Source organism: Moorena sp. SIO3E8 (genome assembly GCF_010692445.1).
GTDB classification, from domain to species: Bacteria; Cyanobacteriota; Cyanobacteriia; order Cyanobacteriales; family Coleofasciculaceae; genus Moorena; species Moorena bouillonii.
The window spans coordinates 50,780-70,111 of sequence record NZ_JAAHHM010000011.1 but is presented as its reverse complement, the minus strand read 5'-3'; the positions used below and the strand labels follow the sequence as shown (position 1 = coordinate 70,111).

Annotated in this window: 18 protein-coding genes and 1 riboswitch; of the genes, 8 read left to right on the top strand and 10 right to left on the bottom strand. The window is 43.6% G+C overall.

Translation table 11 applies throughout. The features are described from left to right. Positions 1 to 254: 254 nt before the first annotated feature. Positions 255 to 399: riboswitch (cobalamin riboswitch) on the bottom strand. 94 nt (positions 400 to 493) lie between these two features. After that, positions 494 to 640: a hypothetical protein gene (locus F6K46_RS07265; protein ID WP_293055651.1), complete on the top strand. Its 147-nt coding sequence runs from the start codon at positions 494 to 496 to the stop codon at positions 638 to 640. Here the strand turns inward: F6K46_RS07265 and F6K46_RS07260 are convergent. Next, positions 593 to 1,576: a YihY/virulence factor BrkB family protein gene (locus F6K46_RS07260; protein WP_293055648.1), complete on the bottom strand. Its 984-nt coding sequence runs from the start codon at positions 1,574 to 1,576 to the stop codon at positions 593 to 595. The genes F6K46_RS07265 and F6K46_RS07260 overlap by 48 nt on opposite strands. Positions 1,577 to 1,707: 131 nt before the next feature. Between F6K46_RS07260 and F6K46_RS07255 the strand changes: the two genes are divergently transcribed. After that, the gene (locus F6K46_RS07255) at positions 1,708 to 2,868 is read left to right on the top strand and encodes a class I SAM-dependent methyltransferase (protein WP_293055645.1); all 1,161 of its coding nucleotides are present in this window, start codon (positions 1,708 to 1,710) and stop codon (positions 2,866 to 2,868) included. A 62-nt stretch (positions 2,869 to 2,930) separates the two neighbouring features. Here the strand turns inward: F6K46_RS07255 and F6K46_RS07250 are convergent, their stop codons facing one another. After that, a complete protein-coding gene (locus F6K46_RS07250; RefSeq protein WP_293055642.1) occupies positions 2,931 to 3,122 on the bottom strand; it encodes a hypothetical protein in 192 nt (63 codons plus the stop codon). Positions 3,123 to 3,293: 171 nt separating this feature from the next. On the opposite strand from F6K46_RS07250, the gene F6K46_RS07245 reads away from it, so the two are divergent. From F6K46_RS07245 to F6K46_RS07220, 6 genes are all read left to right on the top strand, one after another. After that, a complete protein-coding gene (locus F6K46_RS07245; protein ID WP_293055639.1) occupies positions 3,294 to 3,839 on the top strand; it encodes a sterol desaturase family protein in 546 nt (181 codons plus the stop codon). 57 nt (positions 3,840 to 3,896) lie between these two features. Continuing rightward, complete coding sequence (locus F6K46_RS07240) at positions 3,897 to 4,706, top strand: class I SAM-dependent methyltransferase (RefSeq protein ID WP_293055636.1); 810 nt, start codon at positions 3,897 to 3,899, stop codon at positions 4,704 to 4,706. A 235-nt stretch (positions 4,707 to 4,941) separates the two neighbouring features. Continuing rightward, positions 4,942 to 6,960, top strand: a complete 2,019-nt coding sequence (gene bchD, locus F6K46_RS07235) for a magnesium chelatase ATPase subunit D (protein ID WP_293055633.1) — start codon at positions 4,942 to 4,944, stop codon at positions 6,958 to 6,960. Between the two features lie 79 nt (positions 6,961 to 7,039). Further along, positions 7,040 to 7,615: an IS607 family transposase gene (locus tag F6K46_RS07230; RefSeq protein ID WP_293055629.1), complete on the top strand. Its 576-nt coding sequence runs from the start codon at positions 7,040 to 7,042 to the stop codon at positions 7,613 to 7,615. Beyond that, positions 7,536 to 8,717 (top strand): RNA-guided endonuclease TnpB family protein, encoded by a 1,182-nt coding sequence (locus F6K46_RS07225; RefSeq protein WP_075902891.1) that lies wholly within the window; start codon positions 7,536 to 7,538, stop codon positions 8,715 to 8,717. The genes F6K46_RS07230 and F6K46_RS07225 overlap by 80 nt, the downstream gene beginning before the upstream one ends. Before the next feature lie 123 nt (positions 8,718 to 8,840). Continuing rightward, positions 8,841 to 9,947, top strand: a complete 1,107-nt coding sequence (locus tag F6K46_RS07220; RefSeq protein ID WP_293055627.1) for a TRAP transporter substrate-binding protein — start codon at positions 8,841 to 8,843, stop codon at positions 9,945 to 9,947. Positions 9,948 to 10,350: 403 nt separating this feature from the next. Here F6K46_RS07220 and psbA (F6K46_RS07215) read toward each other — a convergent pair whose 3' ends face one another. The 8 genes from psbA (F6K46_RS07215) to F6K46_RS07180 all read right to left on the bottom strand — a co-directional run bounded on the left by psbA (F6K46_RS07215) (position 10,351) and on the right by F6K46_RS07180 (position 18,929). Next, a complete protein-coding gene (psbA, locus tag F6K46_RS07215) occupies positions 10,351 to 11,430 on the bottom strand; it encodes a photosystem II q(b) protein (RefSeq protein ID WP_070393396.1) in 1,080 nt (359 codons plus the stop codon). Between the two features lie 488 nt (positions 11,431 to 11,918). Then, positions 11,919 to 12,998 carry a photosystem II q(b) protein gene (gene psbA, locus F6K46_RS07210; RefSeq protein ID WP_070393396.1) on the bottom strand — a complete coding sequence of 360 codons (1,080 nt, stop codon included), beginning with the start codon at positions 12,996 to 12,998 and terminating at the stop codon, positions 11,919 to 11,921. Between the two features lie 201 nt (positions 12,999 to 13,199). After that, positions 13,200 to 13,379, bottom strand: coding sequence for a hypothetical protein (locus tag F6K46_RS07205; RefSeq protein ID WP_143727756.1), 180 nt, complete (start codon positions 13,377 to 13,379; stop codon positions 13,200 to 13,202). A 115-nt stretch (positions 13,380 to 13,494) separates the two neighbouring features. Further along, positions 13,495 to 13,848 (bottom strand): histidine triad nucleotide-binding protein, encoded by a 354-nt coding sequence (locus tag F6K46_RS07200; RefSeq protein ID WP_366510659.1) that lies wholly within the window; start codon positions 13,846 to 13,848, stop codon positions 13,495 to 13,497. Positions 13,849 to 13,889: 41 nt separating this feature from the next. Then, a complete protein-coding gene (locus F6K46_RS07195; protein WP_293053092.1) occupies positions 13,890 to 14,087 on the bottom strand; it encodes a hypothetical protein in 198 nt (65 codons plus the stop codon). Between the two features lie 676 nt (positions 14,088 to 14,763). After that, positions 14,764 to 14,949, bottom strand: a complete 186-nt coding sequence (locus F6K46_RS07190; protein ID WP_293053090.1) for a hypothetical protein — start codon at positions 14,947 to 14,949, stop codon at positions 14,764 to 14,766. Between the two features lie 232 nt (positions 14,950 to 15,181). Then, positions 15,182 to 16,792 carry an FG-GAP-like repeat-containing protein gene (locus F6K46_RS07185; RefSeq protein WP_293053087.1) on the bottom strand — a complete coding sequence of 537 codons (1,611 nt, stop codon included), beginning with the start codon at positions 16,790 to 16,792 and terminating at the stop codon, positions 15,182 to 15,184. An 895-nt stretch (positions 16,793 to 17,687) separates the two neighbouring features. Beyond that, on the bottom strand, positions 17,688 to 18,929 hold the full coding sequence (locus F6K46_RS07180) for a DUF3747 domain-containing protein (RefSeq protein WP_070393577.1): 1,242 nt from the start codon (positions 18,927 to 18,929) through the stop codon (positions 17,688 to 17,690). Positions 18,930 to 19,332 lie beyond the last annotated feature (403 nt).

Genomic DNA, 19,332 nt, shown 5'->3' with positions numbered 1-19,332 from the left:
AAAAAAGATAAAGTAGTCTTGTAGCACATTTAAACTGAGCTGATAGCTGATAGCTGATAGCTGATAGCTTATAGCTGATAGCTTATAGCTTATAGCTTAGGATAAAACTTACAGATCAAACCTATTAAATACTTTTTACTCAACCACTAGTTTTCAAAAAGAGAATCACAAACGTTACTGGGAAATGTGGTTGCCTACTGACTAATTTTTTTTTAAATGCTACATCAGACATCATCTGTACCTCGCAGACGGATTTAACAACTGAAACCATTGGCGGGCATTCTGACTTAGAGGTCACAGACCTCATCACAGCTGCGGGACAGCGCCGGACTTGCACCGGACTTTCCCCGTTACCTCTGGTGAGTGCTCTTCACCAGAACCGATGGAACTTTAGCTACTTTAGCACAATCTGACCTATATTATTTATTAAATATTAATTAAGATATTAATTACGATTAATTAATCTTAATTAATTAAAGCGGTTTTTATTTTAATGAGGTACATAGGATTTTTTACCTATTCCCTATTCCCTATTCCCTATTCCCTATTCCCTATTCCCTATTCCCTGTTCCCTGTTCCCTGTTCACTGTTCTTACGATCTTGGGTTATCCCTTTCCTCAACACTAGGGAGCTGCCCTAGTGCTGGGATAGGGGTAGCATGGTCATCGGGAACGATTTTTGAACCAAATCTCTTAGCGTAAACTTGGGTAAATTCAGCTCCCAAAAAGATAATTTGAGAGGAATAGTAGACCCAAGCCAATAAAACCACCAGAGAACCAGCAGCACCGTAACTTGAGGAAAAACTGCTTCTGCCGAGATACCATGACAATAGCCATTTACCCAAGTTGAACAGTAAGGTAGTGATAATTGCTCCCACCCAGACATCCTTCCAGGCAATTTTCACATCTGGCAAGTACTTGTAAACCAGAGCAAACATCAGGCTAAGGATACCAAAGGACACCAGCAAGTCCAGAATTGTCCAGACAAAGTCAAGTTGGTAGAGCCAGAGTAAACCCAGCTCCTTGAGAAATTCGCTCTCATAAGACCTCAAAGCTGATAAGACAGTACTGATAACAGCGGACAAGAGCAGAAAAAGTCCTACACCCAGCACAGTCAGAAACGAAAGAATCCGTTTTTTCAAAATACCCCAGATGCCCTGTCCTGGTTTCAGCTTCACATCCCAAATCGTATTCAAGGCATCTTGGAGTTCGCCAAATACCCCAGATGCACCGAACAACAGCACCACAATACTAATCAAGGAAGCCAACCCCCCACTAGCATCGGGCCGATTGGCATTAGTAATGGCTGTCTGAATAAACTGTGCTCCCTGTTCGCCAACCAATCCTTGGATTTGCCCTACAATCTCGCCTTTAGCCGCCTCTTCCCCAAAAATAGACCCCACAATTGCGATCGCAATAATTAACACTGGCGCTAGGGAAAAAATCATGTAATAGGATAATGCTGCTGCTAGTCGAGATGCTTTATCCTCCTGCCATTCTTTAAATGTTTCCTTAAGCAGTCCTAAAATAGCCTTGGGATTCATCACCATCACTCCTGGGCGCGGGTTAATCGGCATGCTTCCAGTTGGAAATGCCGGACAATGTCTGAGAATATTGTAGATTGACAATTGATCGTAGTTAAGCATGATAGCTGACACGTAGTGGGGTAAGGTAATTGGATAAAAACCAATAAAATCTTAAGTTACCCATGATTGGAAATCAATTTGTAAGCAACTTCGTCTCTTCCTTATCCAAACGTGGGAAACTACCAATTAGCTTTGTAATTCATTTGGAAGATGGGTCACTCACCACTATTGGAGAAGAGAAACCGATCTTGGATATATACATCAAAAATCCAGCTGGTCGAAAAGCTTTCATGTCTTTAGACCAATTACTGATAGTGGAAGCTTACATCAAGGGTGATATTGATTTCGAAGGGAACTTAATCAAGGCCATGTCGTTCCAGAAGCTGTTATCCGATCAGCATATTTTGCTAAAGATAGGTCGGCGACTCAAGCCCATCTTACTTGGGCGGGAAAAATGCAATCCAGATTGGATCTCGAAGCATTATGACTCCAATAATATCCAATTGTTCGCCATGGATAGCGATTACAATACTTATACTCCTGGGATATATGAGAAAGATGAGGATAGCCTAGAGGTTGGAGCTGAACGCAAGTTGGACTTTGCCTTTCAATCCTTAAATCTCAAACCGAATGATTCAGTACTGGATATTGGCTCTGGCTGGGGCGGTTTCCTGCGTTTTGCCGCACGCCGAAATATCCGTGTGACTGGAATTACCTTATCCAACCACCAAAAACAGTATGTAGAAGATTTAATTGAAAAAAATAACTTTGAGGCAGAGGTCAAGTATCAAGACTTTTTCTCATTCCAACCCAGCCATAAATATGATGGCATAGTCATGATGGGGGTAATGGAAGATTTGTCAGATTATCCTCGCGTGATGGAGCGTCTCTTGAACTACCTTAAACCAGGCGGACGAGTATATCTCGACTTTGCCTCACACAAAGAGTCATTTGGCACGCACAGTTTTATTACCAAGTATATCTGGCCAGGAACCTTTCGGATGGTGTATATGCCGGAATTTATCGATGCTGTTAAAGAATCACCATTTGAGATCCAAGCCATCTATAACGACCGTCGCAACTATTATCTTTGGGCTAAGGGAATGTATGAGCGCTGGATGGAAAAAAAAGCAGATATTATCGACAAGTCAAATGAACAAATCTGGCGCACATTCCGGATACTTTTTGCGGCAACAGCGGGTACCATGAACAAATCATCATACGATTCGACGGCCTATCGGGTGGTTTTAGAATTACCCGAGGATCACCAGTCTATACAATAATTTTGGTCAGACCTAGATTTCTAGATTAATTTTGAATTGATTGGTCAGCATTCAGCCGTCAGCTAATGGGCTAAGCGCATATGCTTACAACAGGCAGGTAACCATTTGAATAATGCTGAGTTACGTCTGCATGATAGCTGACCACTGACCGCTGACCGCTGACCGCTGATAGCTGTTGGCGTAGCCTGCGCGTAGCGCATATGCTTACGAAAATGCTGTTTTAGCTGAGGATGACGAGAGGATCTAGTAGACATTTGTTTGAGATATGTTAGTCTTGTTCAGAGCAGAGTTTAGATCTAGGTTGCGAAACGGTGATTGGCACTTATAAATTGATAATAATTTATTTGTTAAAAATTCTGTTATTCTGCAAACCGAAAATCTAGGCTCTGAAATAGCGTCCAATTTTGTAAAGAGAGAAACCTAGCGTGCTGTCTATTGAATTTAATCCTATTATTTTTTTAGGGGTGGTGGTTGTTGCTCGTCTCTGCAATTTATTTGTAGCGTGGTTTACTCACTTTTTGTTACATCAAAACGTTTTAGGCATCCCTTTATATAAAATTCATCTCAATTCTCATCATCGGATAGAATATAATATGTATTCAAGATCAGATTACTATTGGGCGATTAGTGAACATTTTACATGGGGATTGTTTTTCATAAGCTCCTTGAGCGTATATCATTTACTATTCAGTAGTTGGGTAGAATGGACTTTTTGTATTGATGCCGTAGTAAATATGCTAACCCTATATTATCTTCATGCTGAGTATGGCAATAAAGAGTCTTGGTTAAGTCGATACTCTTGGTTTAAGAAAGACAGACTATTACATAAAATTCATCATAGTTATGACAAGACAAGATTCATGAAGAGTAAGAATTATGCTTTCGGTGGACTAATTGCAGGTCATCTTATGGATCGTTTATTTGGGACTTATCAAGCCATAAAAAACTTAAAAAGCATAACCTCACAATAAAGCCAAACAATAAAGCCAACAAAGATTATTGGCTAATCAACAGGATGGAAGATAACCATGATCAATTTATTTAATTTCTTTGAAAGCCGATTTCCGGTAATAAAGAAAATAATCTGGAAAGCTATATATAATTTCTTAGCTTGGCGATTCCCCACTAGCGAATGGTTCTTTATGAACTATGGCTATGATAATCCTAAAGACGAGCTGAACCTTTTACCAGAAGATGAAAAAAACCGTTACTTTATTCATCTTTATGCCCACACATTAGGTTCGGTAGAACTTACCGGTAGGGATATCCTAGAAATTGGATCTGGCAGAGGAGGAGGTAGCGAGTGGATTGCACGCACTCAGAATGTCAGCTCAATGACTGGTCTTGATTTATCCGATAGTGCAGTCAATCTCTGTAACAAAAATCATAAAGTTCCCAATTTAGCCTTTAAACAGGGAGATGCTGAACAATTGCCTTTCCCCGACAAATCCTTTGATATCGTATTAAATGTTGAGTCTTGCCATCACTATCCTAACCTTTCGACATTTCTACAGGAAGTTAAAAGGGTGCTCAGACCTGGTGGGTATCTCTGTTTAGCCGACTATCGAGAGCGAACGGAGCTTGACGAATTCAAGGAACAGCTTTCAGAGTGTGATTTAGAGTTAATACGTTCGACTAATATTACAGGCAACGTCGTCAATGCTCTTAATTTAACTGACCACCTGAAGCTTAGTATTATGCAACGCTATGTTCCTTGGTTTCTACTGGATATGGTAAAAACCTTTGCGAGTGTAAAAGGCACAGAATTATACAACCGATTCGTTGACGGACGAGTAGTATATATCAGTGCAATGTTGCAAAAAAACCCAGCTACTTAGCTTTAGCTCAACTGTAAGCTATCAGCTATAGGAAAGGGAGCAGGTAGCAGGGAGTAGGGAGTAGGAAACAACAATTATCACAATTCCTATACGGATACCTAGATAGGGCGGATAGTGTTTTGAAAAACTCGCCCTCAAGAATTTCCCATCGGGCTAAATAAACCATAGGGAGTCGTAAAAGAGTACTATTAGACTACTATGATTTGATTCAGGGAAGTTTGACAATAGTTGCTCTATGCCCGCACTGACCACAAAACCGGCCAACCCTAGCTTTCCCCTCACCGCCGTGGTGGGTCAAGAAGCCATTAAACTCGCCCTCCTCCTCGCTGCTATTGACCCTGGATTAGGAGGCGTTGCGATCGCAGGACGCCGTGGCACAGCTAAATCAGTGATGGCACGGGCAATCCACACCTTGCTCCCCCCAATTGAAGTGGTTAAAGGTTCCTTGAGTAACTGTACTCCAGAGGAAGCGTTACAGGAACAGTTACAGGAACAGTTACAGGAACAGTTACAGGTTGACGGTTCTCCAGATACCGAAATCATCCCAGCTCCCTTCGTGCAAATTCCTCTAGGAGTGACCGAAGACCGGCTCCTGGGTTCAGTGGATGTGGAACAATCTGTCAAACAAGGGGAACCGGTCTTTCAACCGGGATTACTTGCCCAAGCTCATCGGGGTGTGTTGTATGTGGATGACATTAACCTCCTTGATGACCAAATTGCTAACCAGCTACTGAGTGTTTTAACGGAAGGGCGGAACCTAATTGAGCGAGAGGGGATTAGTTTCCAACATCCCTGCAAACCAATTTTAATTGCCACCTACAATCCCGACGAGGGACCATTGCGGGAACATTTATTGGACAGAATTGCCATAACCCTCTCTGCTGACGGTGTTTTGGCCTTAGAGCAACGGGTGGAGGCAGTAGAACAAGCGATCGCATACGCTAACTCTCCCCAGCACTTTCTGGAGGAATACCAGGAGGATCTCGATACCCTCAAGACGGATATTATTCTAGCCCGAGAGTGGCTCAAGGATGTTGAGATTACCCATGACCAAATTACCTATCTGGTCAATGAAGCCATCCGAGGTGGTGTCCAAGGTCATCGTGCAGAACTGTTTGCCGTTCGAGTTGCAAAAGCTGCAGCAGCCTTAGATGGTCGTCAGACAGTTAATTCCGAGGATTTGCGTCGGGCGGTGGAATTGGTAATTGTCCCCCGTGCGACTATGGTAGAAACACCACCAGAAGAAGCCCCACCACCTCCTCCTCCCCCACCCCCACAAGATCAATCTCAGGAAGAACAAGACCAAGAGGAAGACAAGGAGGACGACAATGACTCAGAGGAGCAAGAACAGGAAGCTCCAAGTATCCCGGAAGAGTTTCTCTTTGACCCAGAAGGGGTGATCCTTGACCCTAGTGTGCTCTACTTTGCCCAGATGGCACAACGGCAAGGTAAGTCCGGAAACCGTAGCATTATCTTTTCAGAAGACCGGGGTCGGTATGTCAAACCGATACTACCCAAGGGGAAAGTAAGGCGGATTGCTGTAGATGCCACCCTCAGAGCTGCTGCACCCTATCAAAAAGCTCGTAGGCAACGTCATCCTAACCGTCGGGTGATTATCGAACAAGGGGATTTACGATCCAAGCGGTTAGCCCGAAAAGCTGGCTCCTTGGTAGTTTTTGTAGTAGATGCGTCAGGGTCTATGGCTCTAAACCGGATGCAATCTGCTAAAGGAGCAGTGATGCAGCTTCTGACGGAAGCTTATGAAAACCGTGACCAAGTTTCCCTGATTCCCTTCCGGGGAGAACAAGCCGATGTGCTGTTACCCCCTACCCGTTCCATTGCTTTAGCAAAGCGGCGTTTGGAGCGATTACCTTGTGGTGGCGGTTCCCCTTTAGCTCATGGATTGACTCAGGCGGTGCATGTGGGCATGAATGCTCAATTGTCTGGGGATATTGGTCAAGTGGTAATTGTCGCAATTACTGATGGTCGGGGCAATATTCCCTTAGCTCGTTCCTTGGGAGAACCTCTACCAGAAGGCGAAAAGCCAGATATTAAAGGGGAATTGTTGGAAATTGCCGCTCGAATTCGAGCTAATGGGGTTCAATTATTAGTAATTGATACCGAGAGTAAGTTTGTTTCTACTGGTTTTGCTAAGGAATTGGCCAAACAAGCAGGTGGTAAGTATTATCATTTACCGAAAGCTACAGATAAAGCGATCGCAGCTATGACTAAGAATGCGATCGGCCAAAGATAGAAGTATCTTTTTAAGGCAATCTCCGGCAGTTCCCGGCAGTCTCTGTTAGTATATATAAAGAATCGCACCAACTCAGACTATGAGGTATGTCCCACCCAGGAAAGCCCGCGAAATCCTCGGAGTATCTGAACGAACACTCAGGTACTGGGAGCAGGAGGGCAAAATCAAAACCATTAGAACCCCAAGTAACCAGCGACGTTATGATGTCGATTCAGTGCTTGGAGAAGTCAAGAACAAACCAACAATTATTTACGCTAGAGTCTCTACCAGAAGACAAAAAGAAGACCTCGAAAGGCAAGCGGCGTTCCTTCAAGGGAAGTTCCCGAACGCGGAAGTCATCAAAGATATCGGTACAGGACTCAACTACCGCAGAAAAGGTCTTAAAGCCTTATTGGGACGAGTTTTGTCAAGAGACGTCAGCGAAATTGTGGTCGCTCACAAAGACCGGATGGCAAGATTTGGATTCGAGCTTATCGAATGGATTTGTGAACAGAACGGTTGCAGAATCGTGGTTCTCGACCAGTCAAATCTATCTCCAGAACGAGAGATGGTGGAAGACATCCTTGCCATCGTCCATGTCTTCAGTTGTAGACTCTATGGACTCAGGAAATACAAGTCAGTTATCAAAGAAGATCCGAGTCTACCCGGAAACTGAATTAAAGCTAAAATGGAGAACTTGGATTAATGCCGCGAGATGGTGTTACAATCAGGCTATCGCAACTCTGAAAACCACAAAAATAGGGAAATACGACCTTAGAAAGAAAATAATGTCAGAGGTCCCTGAATGGGTTAGTAAAACACCTTACAGCCCCAGGGAATCGGCAATATTTCAAGCATTTGAAGCTCATAAAGCAGCCAAGAAGGTAGACGGAGAAGCTAAGTTTAGGAAGTTTTCAGATCCAGTTCAATCGATCAGGTTCAATAAGGTTAACTTCAGGAAAGGGACTTTTTACCCAAAAGAGACGAAAGGTAGGGTTTTTCATAGTAGCGAATCAATGCCAGAAAAGATCCTTCATGACCCTACTCTGGTTATTGATCGAGGACGTTGGTTTATTACTTTTGCCATAGACGAAAAACCTGCTAAACCTTCTCTGCCAGATAGAAGTATTGCTTTAGATCCTGGAGTAAGGACATTTTTGACTGGATTTGACGGCCAGAGGTTTTTAGATATAGGTTCAGGAGACATTGGACGAGTTTACCGCCTTTGTTGCCACTTAGATAATCTAATATCTCGCGCCTCTCTAGCTAAGGGATCTAAAAATAAAAGAAAAAGATTCAAGATCAGGAAGGCCGCTCAGCGAATGAGAGTAAAAATTCGCAATCTTATAGACGAAGCTCACAAAAAGGTTGCCTGTTTCCTCACTTCTGAGTATCAAGTTATTTACCTTCCCAAATTTGAGACATCTCAAATGGTGAGTAAAACCAAGAGGAAAATAAGAAGCAAGACCGTTAGAAAAATGATGTCTTGGGCACATTATCGATTCAAGATGACATTGAAGCATCAGGCAGCCAAAAGAGGCTGTTTTGTAGTAGACGTCACTGAAGAATACACATCCAAGACTTGTACTAAATGTGGCCACATTCACAGCAAGTTAGGCAGTTCTAAACGATTTAAATGCCCAAATTGTGGCCACACCATTGACCGTGATCATAATGGCGCTTTTGGGATTTACCTAAAAGCTTTGAGGGATACCTCCTCGTCGATAACCGACGTGCTGTACACGGCTTCCGGGTTTTGCCGGGAATTGCCTGGTTAAATGTATCCGCTGATATGACATCTCGCTAAATAGCAAAGGGAACAGCGGATCGGCTAAAGGGTGTCTAGTTACTAAACTTGATAGAACTTGCGCAAAACATGACCCACTCTTGAATCAACAACCATGAAACGCCGAAAATTTTTTAGTAACGCTGCGATTGGTGCAGCCAGTACAGCTGCCTTAGCCTCCTGTAATCAAGCTAGTACAGGACCCGTTGCTCAGTCCGGCAGTCAGCCTATGGTTAGATGGAAAATGGTCACCAGCTGGCCAAAATCCCTGGATACTATCTACGGAGGAGCTGATACTGTCTGTAAGCGGGTCAGTGCAATGACCAATGGGCGTTTCCAGATTACCCCCTTTGCTGCTGGTGAAATTGTACCAGGATTAGAGGTTCTCGATGCCGTCCAACAGGGAACCGTTGAGTGTGGTCATACCGCTAGTTACTACTACGTTGGCAAAAATCCTGCCCTAGCATTCGGCACTAGTGTACCCTTTGGTCTAACTGCTCCACAACAAAATGCTTGGTTGTACCACGGTGGTGGCTTGGAATTGATGCAGGAACTCTATGCTGACTTTGGGGTGATTAATTTTCCAGCGGGTAACACCAGTGCTCAGATGGGAGGTTGGTTCAAGAAACAAATTAATTCTGTAGGTGACCTGAAGGGATTAAAAATGCGTATCCCTGGATTGGGAGGTAAAGTGATGGAGCGCTTGGGGGTGAATGTCCAAGTATTACCTGGGGGTGAAATTTTCCTTGCCCTAGACCGGGGAGCCATTGATGCTGCTGAATGGGTTGGTCCCTATGATGATGAGAAGCTGGGCTTGTACAAAGCAGCTAAGTTCTATTATTATCCAGGCTGGTGGGAACCCGGACCAACCCTAGAGGTGCAGGTTAATAAAAAAGCTTGGGATAAGTTGCCCAAGGACTATCAGGAAATTTTTAAAGATGCCGCCAGGTACGCCAATATCAATATGGCAGCTCAGTATGATGCTTTGAATGGAGCGGCATTGGAACGCTTGATTAAAGCAGGTACTAAGCTGACTCCTTACTCTCAAGACATTTTGCAGGCGGCTGAGAAAGCATCATTCGAGTTATTTGAGGAAGATGCTAGCAAAGATCCCAAGTTTAAGAAGGTTTATGAACAGTGGAAGGGGTTTCGCAACCAAGTTTACAAGTGGAATGGCACAAATGAATTGAGTTTTGCTAATTTCGCCTTTTCTCGAACCTAGAGCACTATCGCCATCTTAAATTACCAAATTTTATTTATGAGGGGTGACACCCCTCGCTGAATTTGTTATATTGAGATCAGTAGATAGATGCACCCTGATGATCCAGAGAGTCTTTTTGACGGCTCTCTTATTTTTTTGGGAAAAATTGAAATATGAACATACCTAGGGTCAGCTGCTTGGAAAATTATTAAATGAGGGGTGACACCCCTCGCTAAATTTGTTATATTGAGAGCAGTAGATAGATGCACCCTGATGACCTAGAGAGTCTCGAAGACGGCTCTCTTATTTTTTTTTGGAAAAGCGATTGGTGCTTTGCCAGCAAATAAAAAAGCGCTCCCTTTTTGGAGAGCGCTGTTAGGGGGTACCTTTGTACTCCCCTAGGGGTGATCAGATTACGATCTTATTAGCCGTTGATCGCTGGAGCAGTCAAAGCTACAGGAGTAGCTTCAGCCGCAGCTAGGTCTAGAGGGAAGTTGTGAGCGTTACGCTCGTGCATTACCTCGAAACCTAGGTTGGCGCGGTTTAGTACATCAGCCCAGGTGTTGATCACGTGACCTTGTGAGTCGATGATGCTCTGGTTGAAGTTGAAACCATTGAGGTTAAATGCCATGGTGCTGATGCCCAGTGCAGTAAACCAGATGCCGATTACAGGCCATGCACCTAAGAAGAAGTGCAAGGAACGGCTGTTGTTGAAGGAAGCGTATTGGAAGATTAAACGACCGAAGTAGCCGTGAGCTGCAACGATGTTGTAAGTTTCTTCCTCTTGACCGAACTTGTAACCATAGTTCTGAGACTCAGTTTCAGTAGTCTCACGTACTAAGGAGGAGGTTACCAAAGAACCGTGCATTGCAGAGAACAAGGAACCACCGAATACACCAGCTACACCTAGCATGTGGAAGGGGTGCATTAGGATGTTGTGCTCAGCTTGGAACACGAACATGAAGTTGAAGGTTCCGCTGATACCTAGAGGCATACCATCGGAGAAAGAACCTTGTCCAATTGGGTAGATCAAGAATACGGCGCTAGCAGCTGCAACGGGTGCGCTGTAAGCTACGCAGATCCAAGGACGCATACCTAAACGGTAGCTTAGTTCCCACTCACGACCCATGTAGGCGAATACACCAATCAGGAAGTGGAACACTACCAACTGGTAAGGACCACCGTTGTAAAGCCACTCATCTAATGAAGCAGCTTCCCAGATTGGGTAGAAGTGTAGGCCAATGGCGTTAGAAGAAGGAACAACAGCACCAGAGATGATGTTGTTGCCATACATCAGAGAACCAGCAACGGGCTCGCGGATACCATCGATGTCCACAGGAGGAGCAGCGATGAATGCAATGATGAAGCAGGTGGTAGCAGCTAGCAGGGTTGGGATCATTAATACACCAAACCAGCCTACATAGAGGCGGTTGTTGGTAGAGGTGACCCAATTGCAGAACTGAGACCACACAGAGGTGTTGCTCTGCTGTAATACAGTAGTCATGTTCTAATGATTGCGGGTATGAATATGAAGTTATCGAGGTTCGTCCGGCTTGTGTGTGCCTTCATGTACTTATGTTAAGTAATATGTTTAGTTTTGTAAAGGGTTTTGCGAGTAATTGTCCCTCAGTTTATTAAATAATGTAAATAAGTAAAAATTATATTAGCTAATTATTGACAAATTAAGATAAATGTGTTAATAGCAAACAAAAATAGTGAAACAAAAATAGCGTTCGCGTTTGGCCGTAGGCCACGCGGGGCGCGTTCGCGCAGCGTCGGGCTTTGCCTAAAGTGTGACCAAAGGTCAATCGCAAACAGATCAAATGCGATCGCTCGCTACTAGGACTTCCCCATCGGGTTTTTGCGATTAATGATTAAACCACAGGTAAAAGGGTCTTGACAAAGAAGCAATGATTAATGACAGACAAACAAAAAAGCGCTCTCCATCTGGAGAGCGCTTTTTTTATTCAAGTAGATTAAGCCAAGTTGAAATTAGCCGTTGATCGCTGGAGCAGTCAAAGCTACAGGAGTAGCTTCAGCCGCAGCTAGGTCTAGAGGGAAGTTGTGAGCGTTACGCTCGTGCATTACCTCGAAACCTAAGTTGGCACGGTTTAGTACGTCAGCCCAGGTGTTGATCACGTGACCTTGTGAGTCGATGATGCTCTGGTTGAAGTTGAAACCGTTGAGGTTAAATGCCATGGTGCTGATGCCCAGTGCAGTAAACCAGATGCCGATTACAGGCCATGCACCTAAGAAGAAGTGCAAGGAACGGCTGTTGTTGAAGGAAGCGTATTGGAAGATTAAACGACCGAAGTAGCCGTGAGCTGCCACGATGTTGTAAGTTTCTTCCTCTTGACCGAACTTATAACCATAGTTCTGAGACTCAGTTTCAGTAGTCTCACGCACTAAGGAGGAGGTCACCAAAGAACCGTGCATTGCAGAGAACAAGGAACCACCGAATACACCGGCTACACCTAGCATGTGGAACGGGTGCATTAGGATGTTGTGCTCAGCTTGGAACACGAACATGAAGTTGAAGGTTCCGCTGATACCTAGAGGCATACCATCGGAGAAAGAACCTTGTCCGATTGGGTAGATCAGGAACACGGCGCTAGCAGCTGCAACGGGTGCGCTGTAAGCGACGCAGATCCAAGGACGCATACCTAAGCGGTAGCTCAGTTCCCACTCACGACCCATGTAGGCAAATACACCAATCAGGAAGTGGAACACTACCAACTGGTAAGGACCACCGTTGTAAAGCCACTCATCTAATGAAGCAGCTTCCCAGATTGGGTAGAAGTGTAGGCCAATGGCGTTAGAAGAAGGAACAACAGCACCAGAGATGATGTTGTTGCCATACATCAGAGAACCAGCAACGGGCTCGCGGATACCATCGATGTCCACAGGAGGAGCAGCGATGAAAGCAATGATGAAGCAGGTGGTAGCAGCTAGCAGGGTTGGGATCATTAATACACCAAACCAACCTACATAGAGGCGGTTGTTGGTGGAGGTAACCCAATTGCAGAACTGAGACCACACAGAGGTGTTGCTCTGTTGTAATACAGTAGTCATGTTCTTATGATTGCGGGTATGAATATGAACTTTTCGAGGTTCGTCCGGCTTGTGTGCGCCTTCATGTATTTATATTAAGCAATATATTTAGTTTTGTAAAGGCTTTTGGGAGTAATTTACCCTCAGGTTATTAAATAATGTAAATAAGTGAGACTTATATTACGTAAGTATTGACAAATAAAGCTTAATGTGATATAAAGATCAAAATAGGTAAAGCAAAATAGCGTTCGCGTTCGCGCAGCGTCGGGCTTTGCCATTAGCGTGACCAAACGCGATCGCATACAAAATAGCGTTCGCGTTCGCGCAGCGTCGGGCTTTGCCATTAGCGTGACCAAAGGTCAATCGCATAAAAGTAAAGGCGCTCCATTGGCCGTAGGCCACGCTACGCGAACGAACGCCTCTATATATATAAAGCCTGAGCCTGGTTCTTTGCCTAAGTCCTAACTTAGAAACCTACTTAGGACTAAGCAATCAACACTGAGCATTAACAAAAACCTCAGCCAGGAGGCCACTTCATTTGGCGTTGACCCAAAATGTGCAAATGCAGGTGATCAACCGTTTGACCACCATCAGCACCATTATTAATCACCAGTCGATAGCCATTGGTCAAACCGGCTTGCTCAGCAACTTGCTTAGCAGTTAAGAGCAGGTGTCCCATCAGGGCTTGATCTTCAGACTGAGCTGCTGCCAGTTGAGGAATGGGCTTCTTGGGAATTACCAGAATATGAACTGGTGCCTGAGGGTTAATATCCTTGAAGGCAAGGGCTAAATCGTCTTCATAAACAATATCCGCTGGAATTTCTCGCCGGATAATCTTGCTAAAGATGGTTTCGCTCATAGCAGCTGCCATTACTATGTTTACTAGATCAGATGCAATTGTGACATAAAATGTCAGCTAGCTATAGCATTGTTATTTGAGTTGTCAACATAGTCGCGCTTGGGAAAGGCAAGAGGCAAGAGGCAATAGGCAATAGGCAATAGGCAATAGGCAATAGGCAATAGGCAATAGGCAATAGGCAATAGGCAATAGGCAATAGGCAATAGGCAATAGGCAAGAAAGCCGATCAAGACAATGGAAAGAACTTTCATCCTTGTGCGACCATAATGCCAGCGTTATGGTTCACAAAATATTTAGAATGTCTATATCTATAATGTTGCTATAAATAATCGTTTATATGATGTTAATTTAACATAAAAAAATAATTTGTTACTATTTTTTTCAATAAATTATTTTGATTTGAAACTGTATATATCTTCAATAAAAATAAAAAATATATTCCAGAAACTTTTTGCCTTTTGCCTTTTGCCTTTTGCCTTTTGCCTTTTGCCTTTTGCCTTGTCCAAACATATTTTAAATGCGTTTTAGCTTAATCATTACCATCAGCCCCTACACTTAGAGCGAGGGGCTAATGCCCTCAATCTAATGCTCCATTCGTATTGGTGGAGTCATTATCGGTCCTGTTCTATACTACTCCTAAATGATAATAGAGAAAGCCTCATAAGTGCCTAAATTAGGCATAGTAAATAATCGATATTCAATAAATAATTCAAATAATTTCTTAGTGAGCTTGAAAGATTGACATCGTTGATGCATCTGTTGTAAAAGCTTTTTAGCCTNGTAGAATACAGGTAACATTGTCAATAGGTAGGTCTTGTTGAACAAAAGAGACCTATCTTTTTTTTAGCACAAAATGGTGAAAGCTTTACATTTAAAGCTTTTCAGGCTATTTCGTCACCCCTTCAGGTTGTAAACAAACTTCTTTCCCTAAAAGGCAATAGGCAATAGGCAATAGGCAATAGGCAATAGGCAATAGGCAATAGGCAATAGGCAATAGGCAATAGGCAATAGGCAATAGGCAAAACGCAAAAGGCAAAAGGGAATAGGCAATAGGCAATAGGCAATAGGCAATAGGCAATAGGCAAAAGGGAATAGGCAAAAGGGAATAGGCATGCTAGCAAGAGTAACCCACCCCTACTGCTCCCAGGAGGGGAAAGAGATACGTAGTTTTATTTTATAAAAAAAAATACCTCCTACGTTTACATATCAAATACAAACGCTATATAAGGTTTCTATATATAAGCAATCAGCTAACGCCCTAAGGGCGTTAGCTGATTGTCCTTGGCTAAATACTTAGGTAATTTTAAATTAGGTAATTGAAATTTTGTATTTTAAATTACGTATTTCACACATAACTTTGCCAACTGGTATCGGTTAGTGGATCAAGCTTCTCCAGGCGATCGAACCCATTGGCATTCATCAGCCAGACACTATTTTGTCCATCGTCGAGATTGCGCCAGAGGATATCATCGAAACCATTATCATCGATGTCGAGGGTGCCATGGATTACCTCCTGACCACTACTGATTGGTGAGGAGATCAACACTGATTCAATGTACTGAGTCCCTTCCATCCTCCAATAGTAAATAGTTTGCTCTTGAGTATTGCGCCAAATAATATCCCCATCACCATCTCCATCCAAGTCTCCCGCTGCCCTCATTTCCCAAATACTAGTGACTGCTTCCGATTGAATCAACACCTCCTCAGCCACAGTGGTGCCATTCATTAACCAGACTTTATTTTCCCCAGTGGAGGTATTGCGCCAGAGAATATCCTGTTGTTGATCACTGTTAAAATCTTCGGTGCCACGAATTTCCCAGTCCAGGTCTGGAGTTGGGGTTATGGACACTGAATTCTCAAACACCGATCCTGCCATCAACCAGATGCCAGTTTCACCAGTAGAGGTATTACGCCAGAGAATATCCTGTTGTTGATCACTGTTGAAATCCCCTGCACCCTGCATCTGCCAGGGACTGTCGGCTGGTTCTGTTGGTGAAGGAATTGTCACGGCTTGAGCTAAGTCGAGACCATCCATCAGCCAAGCACCATTGACTCCGGTCTCCTGATTACGCCAGAAAATAGTCACACTCTCGGTGATCGTGGATTGGTCATTGTCGGTAATGGTGAAAGTGGCACTGGGAGTCTGACCTACTTGATAGTTGGGACTATTCTCAAGGGTAATAATGACAGTTTCTTCCCCTTCTACTAGACCATCGGCGATTGGGGTAAGCTTGAGATCTACTGACTGCTGACCTTCTGGAATAGTAACGGTACCAGTTAGGATGGGCTTGTAATCTGAGGGGCTAGCGGTGCCACTGACCGTGTAAGTTACCTCTAGGCTTTGACTAATGTCTCCGGTGCGGCTGATGGTAATACCACCACTTTTTGGCACAGTTTCGGCTAATGTGCCATTAGTAGGGATAATGGTCAGTTCAGGAACATTAATAACTGGATCAGCTAACGGTGCTGGTGTTATTTCAATAACGTCGATCCGTGCTAGTTCATCGGTTTGATTCCCCAAACTATCCGCCACAGCAGAGATTTCAATCTGATCCCCTGGAGCCAGTGTTACGTTTTCAAAGACGGGATTAGGATTGGATAAACCATCAAATATAGAACCAGTCAACCCGATATAATTACTAGAGCTGGGTGTGTCTATGGGTGGATTGCCCTGTTCTGCTGGGTTTTTATTGAAAATATATCTACTAATTGGGATATTGTTGACACGAAGTGTCAGGGTAGATCGGCCATCTGCTTCATCAAAATGGGCAATATTAAAATTATAGTTACCAGCAGGACCGTCAGCTTCTGTCCAGGTTAAACGAATGAATCCTGGTTCAGTAGTATTGGTTTTGGAAATCTCGATAGCTTGGCCACCGGAAGCAATGTCACTCTCAAAAACTATGTAGTTCTCTAGACTCAGCCTAGTTGTGTCTTCTGCCTCAAATTTTGGCATAATTACTATTATCCTCTACTTTTTAGGGAATAGGGAACAGGGAATAGGGAACAGTATAAAAGAGATCAGAGTAGTTTTTGGGGTTATGGAAAATCAGTATTGGAGTTTATAGTCTATAGCAAAGGGAGTAGGGATTAGGGAGTAGGGATTAGGGAGTAGTGAACAGCAGATATGGGGACAAAAATTATCACACTTACGACACGGATTGCTAACTACAAATTCCTAGATTGGAGCTGAAACTTTTTGTAATCGAAATCTTGTTCACTTTCACTTAACTCACTATATTGCTTATGATTGAACAATAGCTAAAATTAGATTTTTATAGTAATTCTATGACTTGTGATTGATAAGCACAAATAACCATTACTATAGATGACATAATTATGAGTAAATGTCACTATAAAATTACTTACTTTATTAAATCTTTACAGTTTTTTTTCCGGATTCTTTAATAGTCTTCACGTTTAGATCTCTCGTTTAGATCTCTATAGGTTGGTGACAAGAGAAGGAAAACGGCCAAGAGCCAGAGTTCAGGAAGGTAGCAAAACACTATAGACTTTACGGCTGTGTTCAATTGAGTTTGTGTTAAATCCCAGGCTACCGGAATTGATATCTATAAATTATCATAGCTATGAGGTACACAATTTATAGATTTTAGGGAATAGCGGATATGGTAACAGGGAAAATTTAATAGCGATTTGCTACATCAAGATAGGGAATCAACGTCAATGAAAAATGTACCTCATAACTGCGAAAAACGCTAGAATGGGCTGATGTAAGCTATCAGCTATCACCTATCAGCTAATGCCCGTAGCGCATTAGCTGATACCTGACGTTGTTTACTTGATCTTGTGAGCAACAGGCGTTTCTTGCTGCCTTCTTAAAGGCTAATGTCCTACTGATTCTGAGTAATGGGCTGCTGCACACAGTTGAGCATACGCAGAGTAGCAGCAGCGGCATAGTTCCGGCGTGCTTCAGAATTGGGGAAGAAAGCGTTACCCCTTTCGTTTAGGGGAGATGCCACTTGGCAGTAGCCAGACATTTCAGAAATCAGAGCGACAGCCCAGTGACCTTCAGTGTCGGAAAATTGTGTGACTGACCCATTAGAAACGAGTACCCCTGGCTGCCCTTGGAGGCTTTTGGCAAATTCAGCAGCTTTTTTTTGTACTGCCATCAATTCGGCGCGAGTTACGGACTTATTTGGTCGAAAGGTGCCATCAGGATAGCCACTAACAATGTTGTTGTCCCTCGCCCATTGAATTTTGGCAGCACTCCAGCGCCCAGCCTCAACATCCTGATAGGGCCGCCCTGATGCTTGAGTGGGGACAGTAATATTAGCACCTGGCAGTTTACCTAAGCCTTCAATGACCATAGACACGAGTTGTTCTCTGGTTAGAAACCCTTGAGGTCTGAAGGTATTGTCCTGAAATCCAGCAATAAATCCCATTGCTACAGCTTTTTCAATTTCTGAGGCATAGACATCATTAGTAATATCCCGAAATTTAGAAGTTTCCCGTGGCGGAAGTGGGGGAAGGTCGGATGGATCACTACTTCCTGTGTTACCTAGGGGTGAATTAGTAGCAAGGTAGACGTGACCTAGCTCTTTGCCATTGAACATTCTCTTGGCAAATTCCCAACCGGGCTGCAGAAAAATTTTCATAAAGCCCTGGCTAATACCACCAGTTCTGCCGATGATGACTTCAGGAGCTTTACGATCAAGACGGTGCTTACCCACTAGCAACAGTTCACCATTACGCTCAACAATGCTGAGGATGTAATCGAGTCCTAAGTCTTCACCAGCCATGCGCATGGAATAGCCATTGCTATCAGTACTGCGTCCGCAAATGCCAGTAAAGTCAAAGTTCAACAGCAGTGGGTCTACGATCACTGGGTTAGTACCACTTTCGCTCCAACAGGCTCGCTTGTTGGATTTTTGTTCTATGATCAGCAGTTGATGAGAATTAGCCCCAAAGGGTTGAGCTACAGCAATAAACTTGCCTTGTTCAACTTGTTTTTGCTCGAAGGTAGCGGCGGAGGTTTGGTTGCCAAGACTGATTGCTGAGAAGGCAGTGGCTAGGGCAACGGTGGCGAAGGTGGCTAGTTTTTGTGGTAATTTTTGTCTTAAAGAATTTTTCATGCTACTTACCTCTCTCTTTCAGCATCTGTACTGAGCTTTTAAGATTTGTCAATTTTAAGACAACTGCTTCAAGCTATAATGATTAACTTTTAGATTAAATGTTTCTGGTTCTAATGGTTTAAGTTTTATTTTTGATTCATGAAATTTGAGCAAAAGTAGCTAAGGATACATAAGCTATCAGCTATCAGCTATCAGCTATCAGCTATTAGGCGCTTTAACTGCACGGGGTCGGATGAGTAAAAGGAGCAGGGTGCATCTCCTAAAAACTGTTTGACCTGGTGGGTGGAATGGGCATCAGGCGTGGAACGGGCATCTTGCCCGTTTCATCCCCAGGCGGATTGTCCCAACACTGGCTACCGAGAAAATGAGGGTGAGTGCAACATTTAACCTGTGCAAACCTACT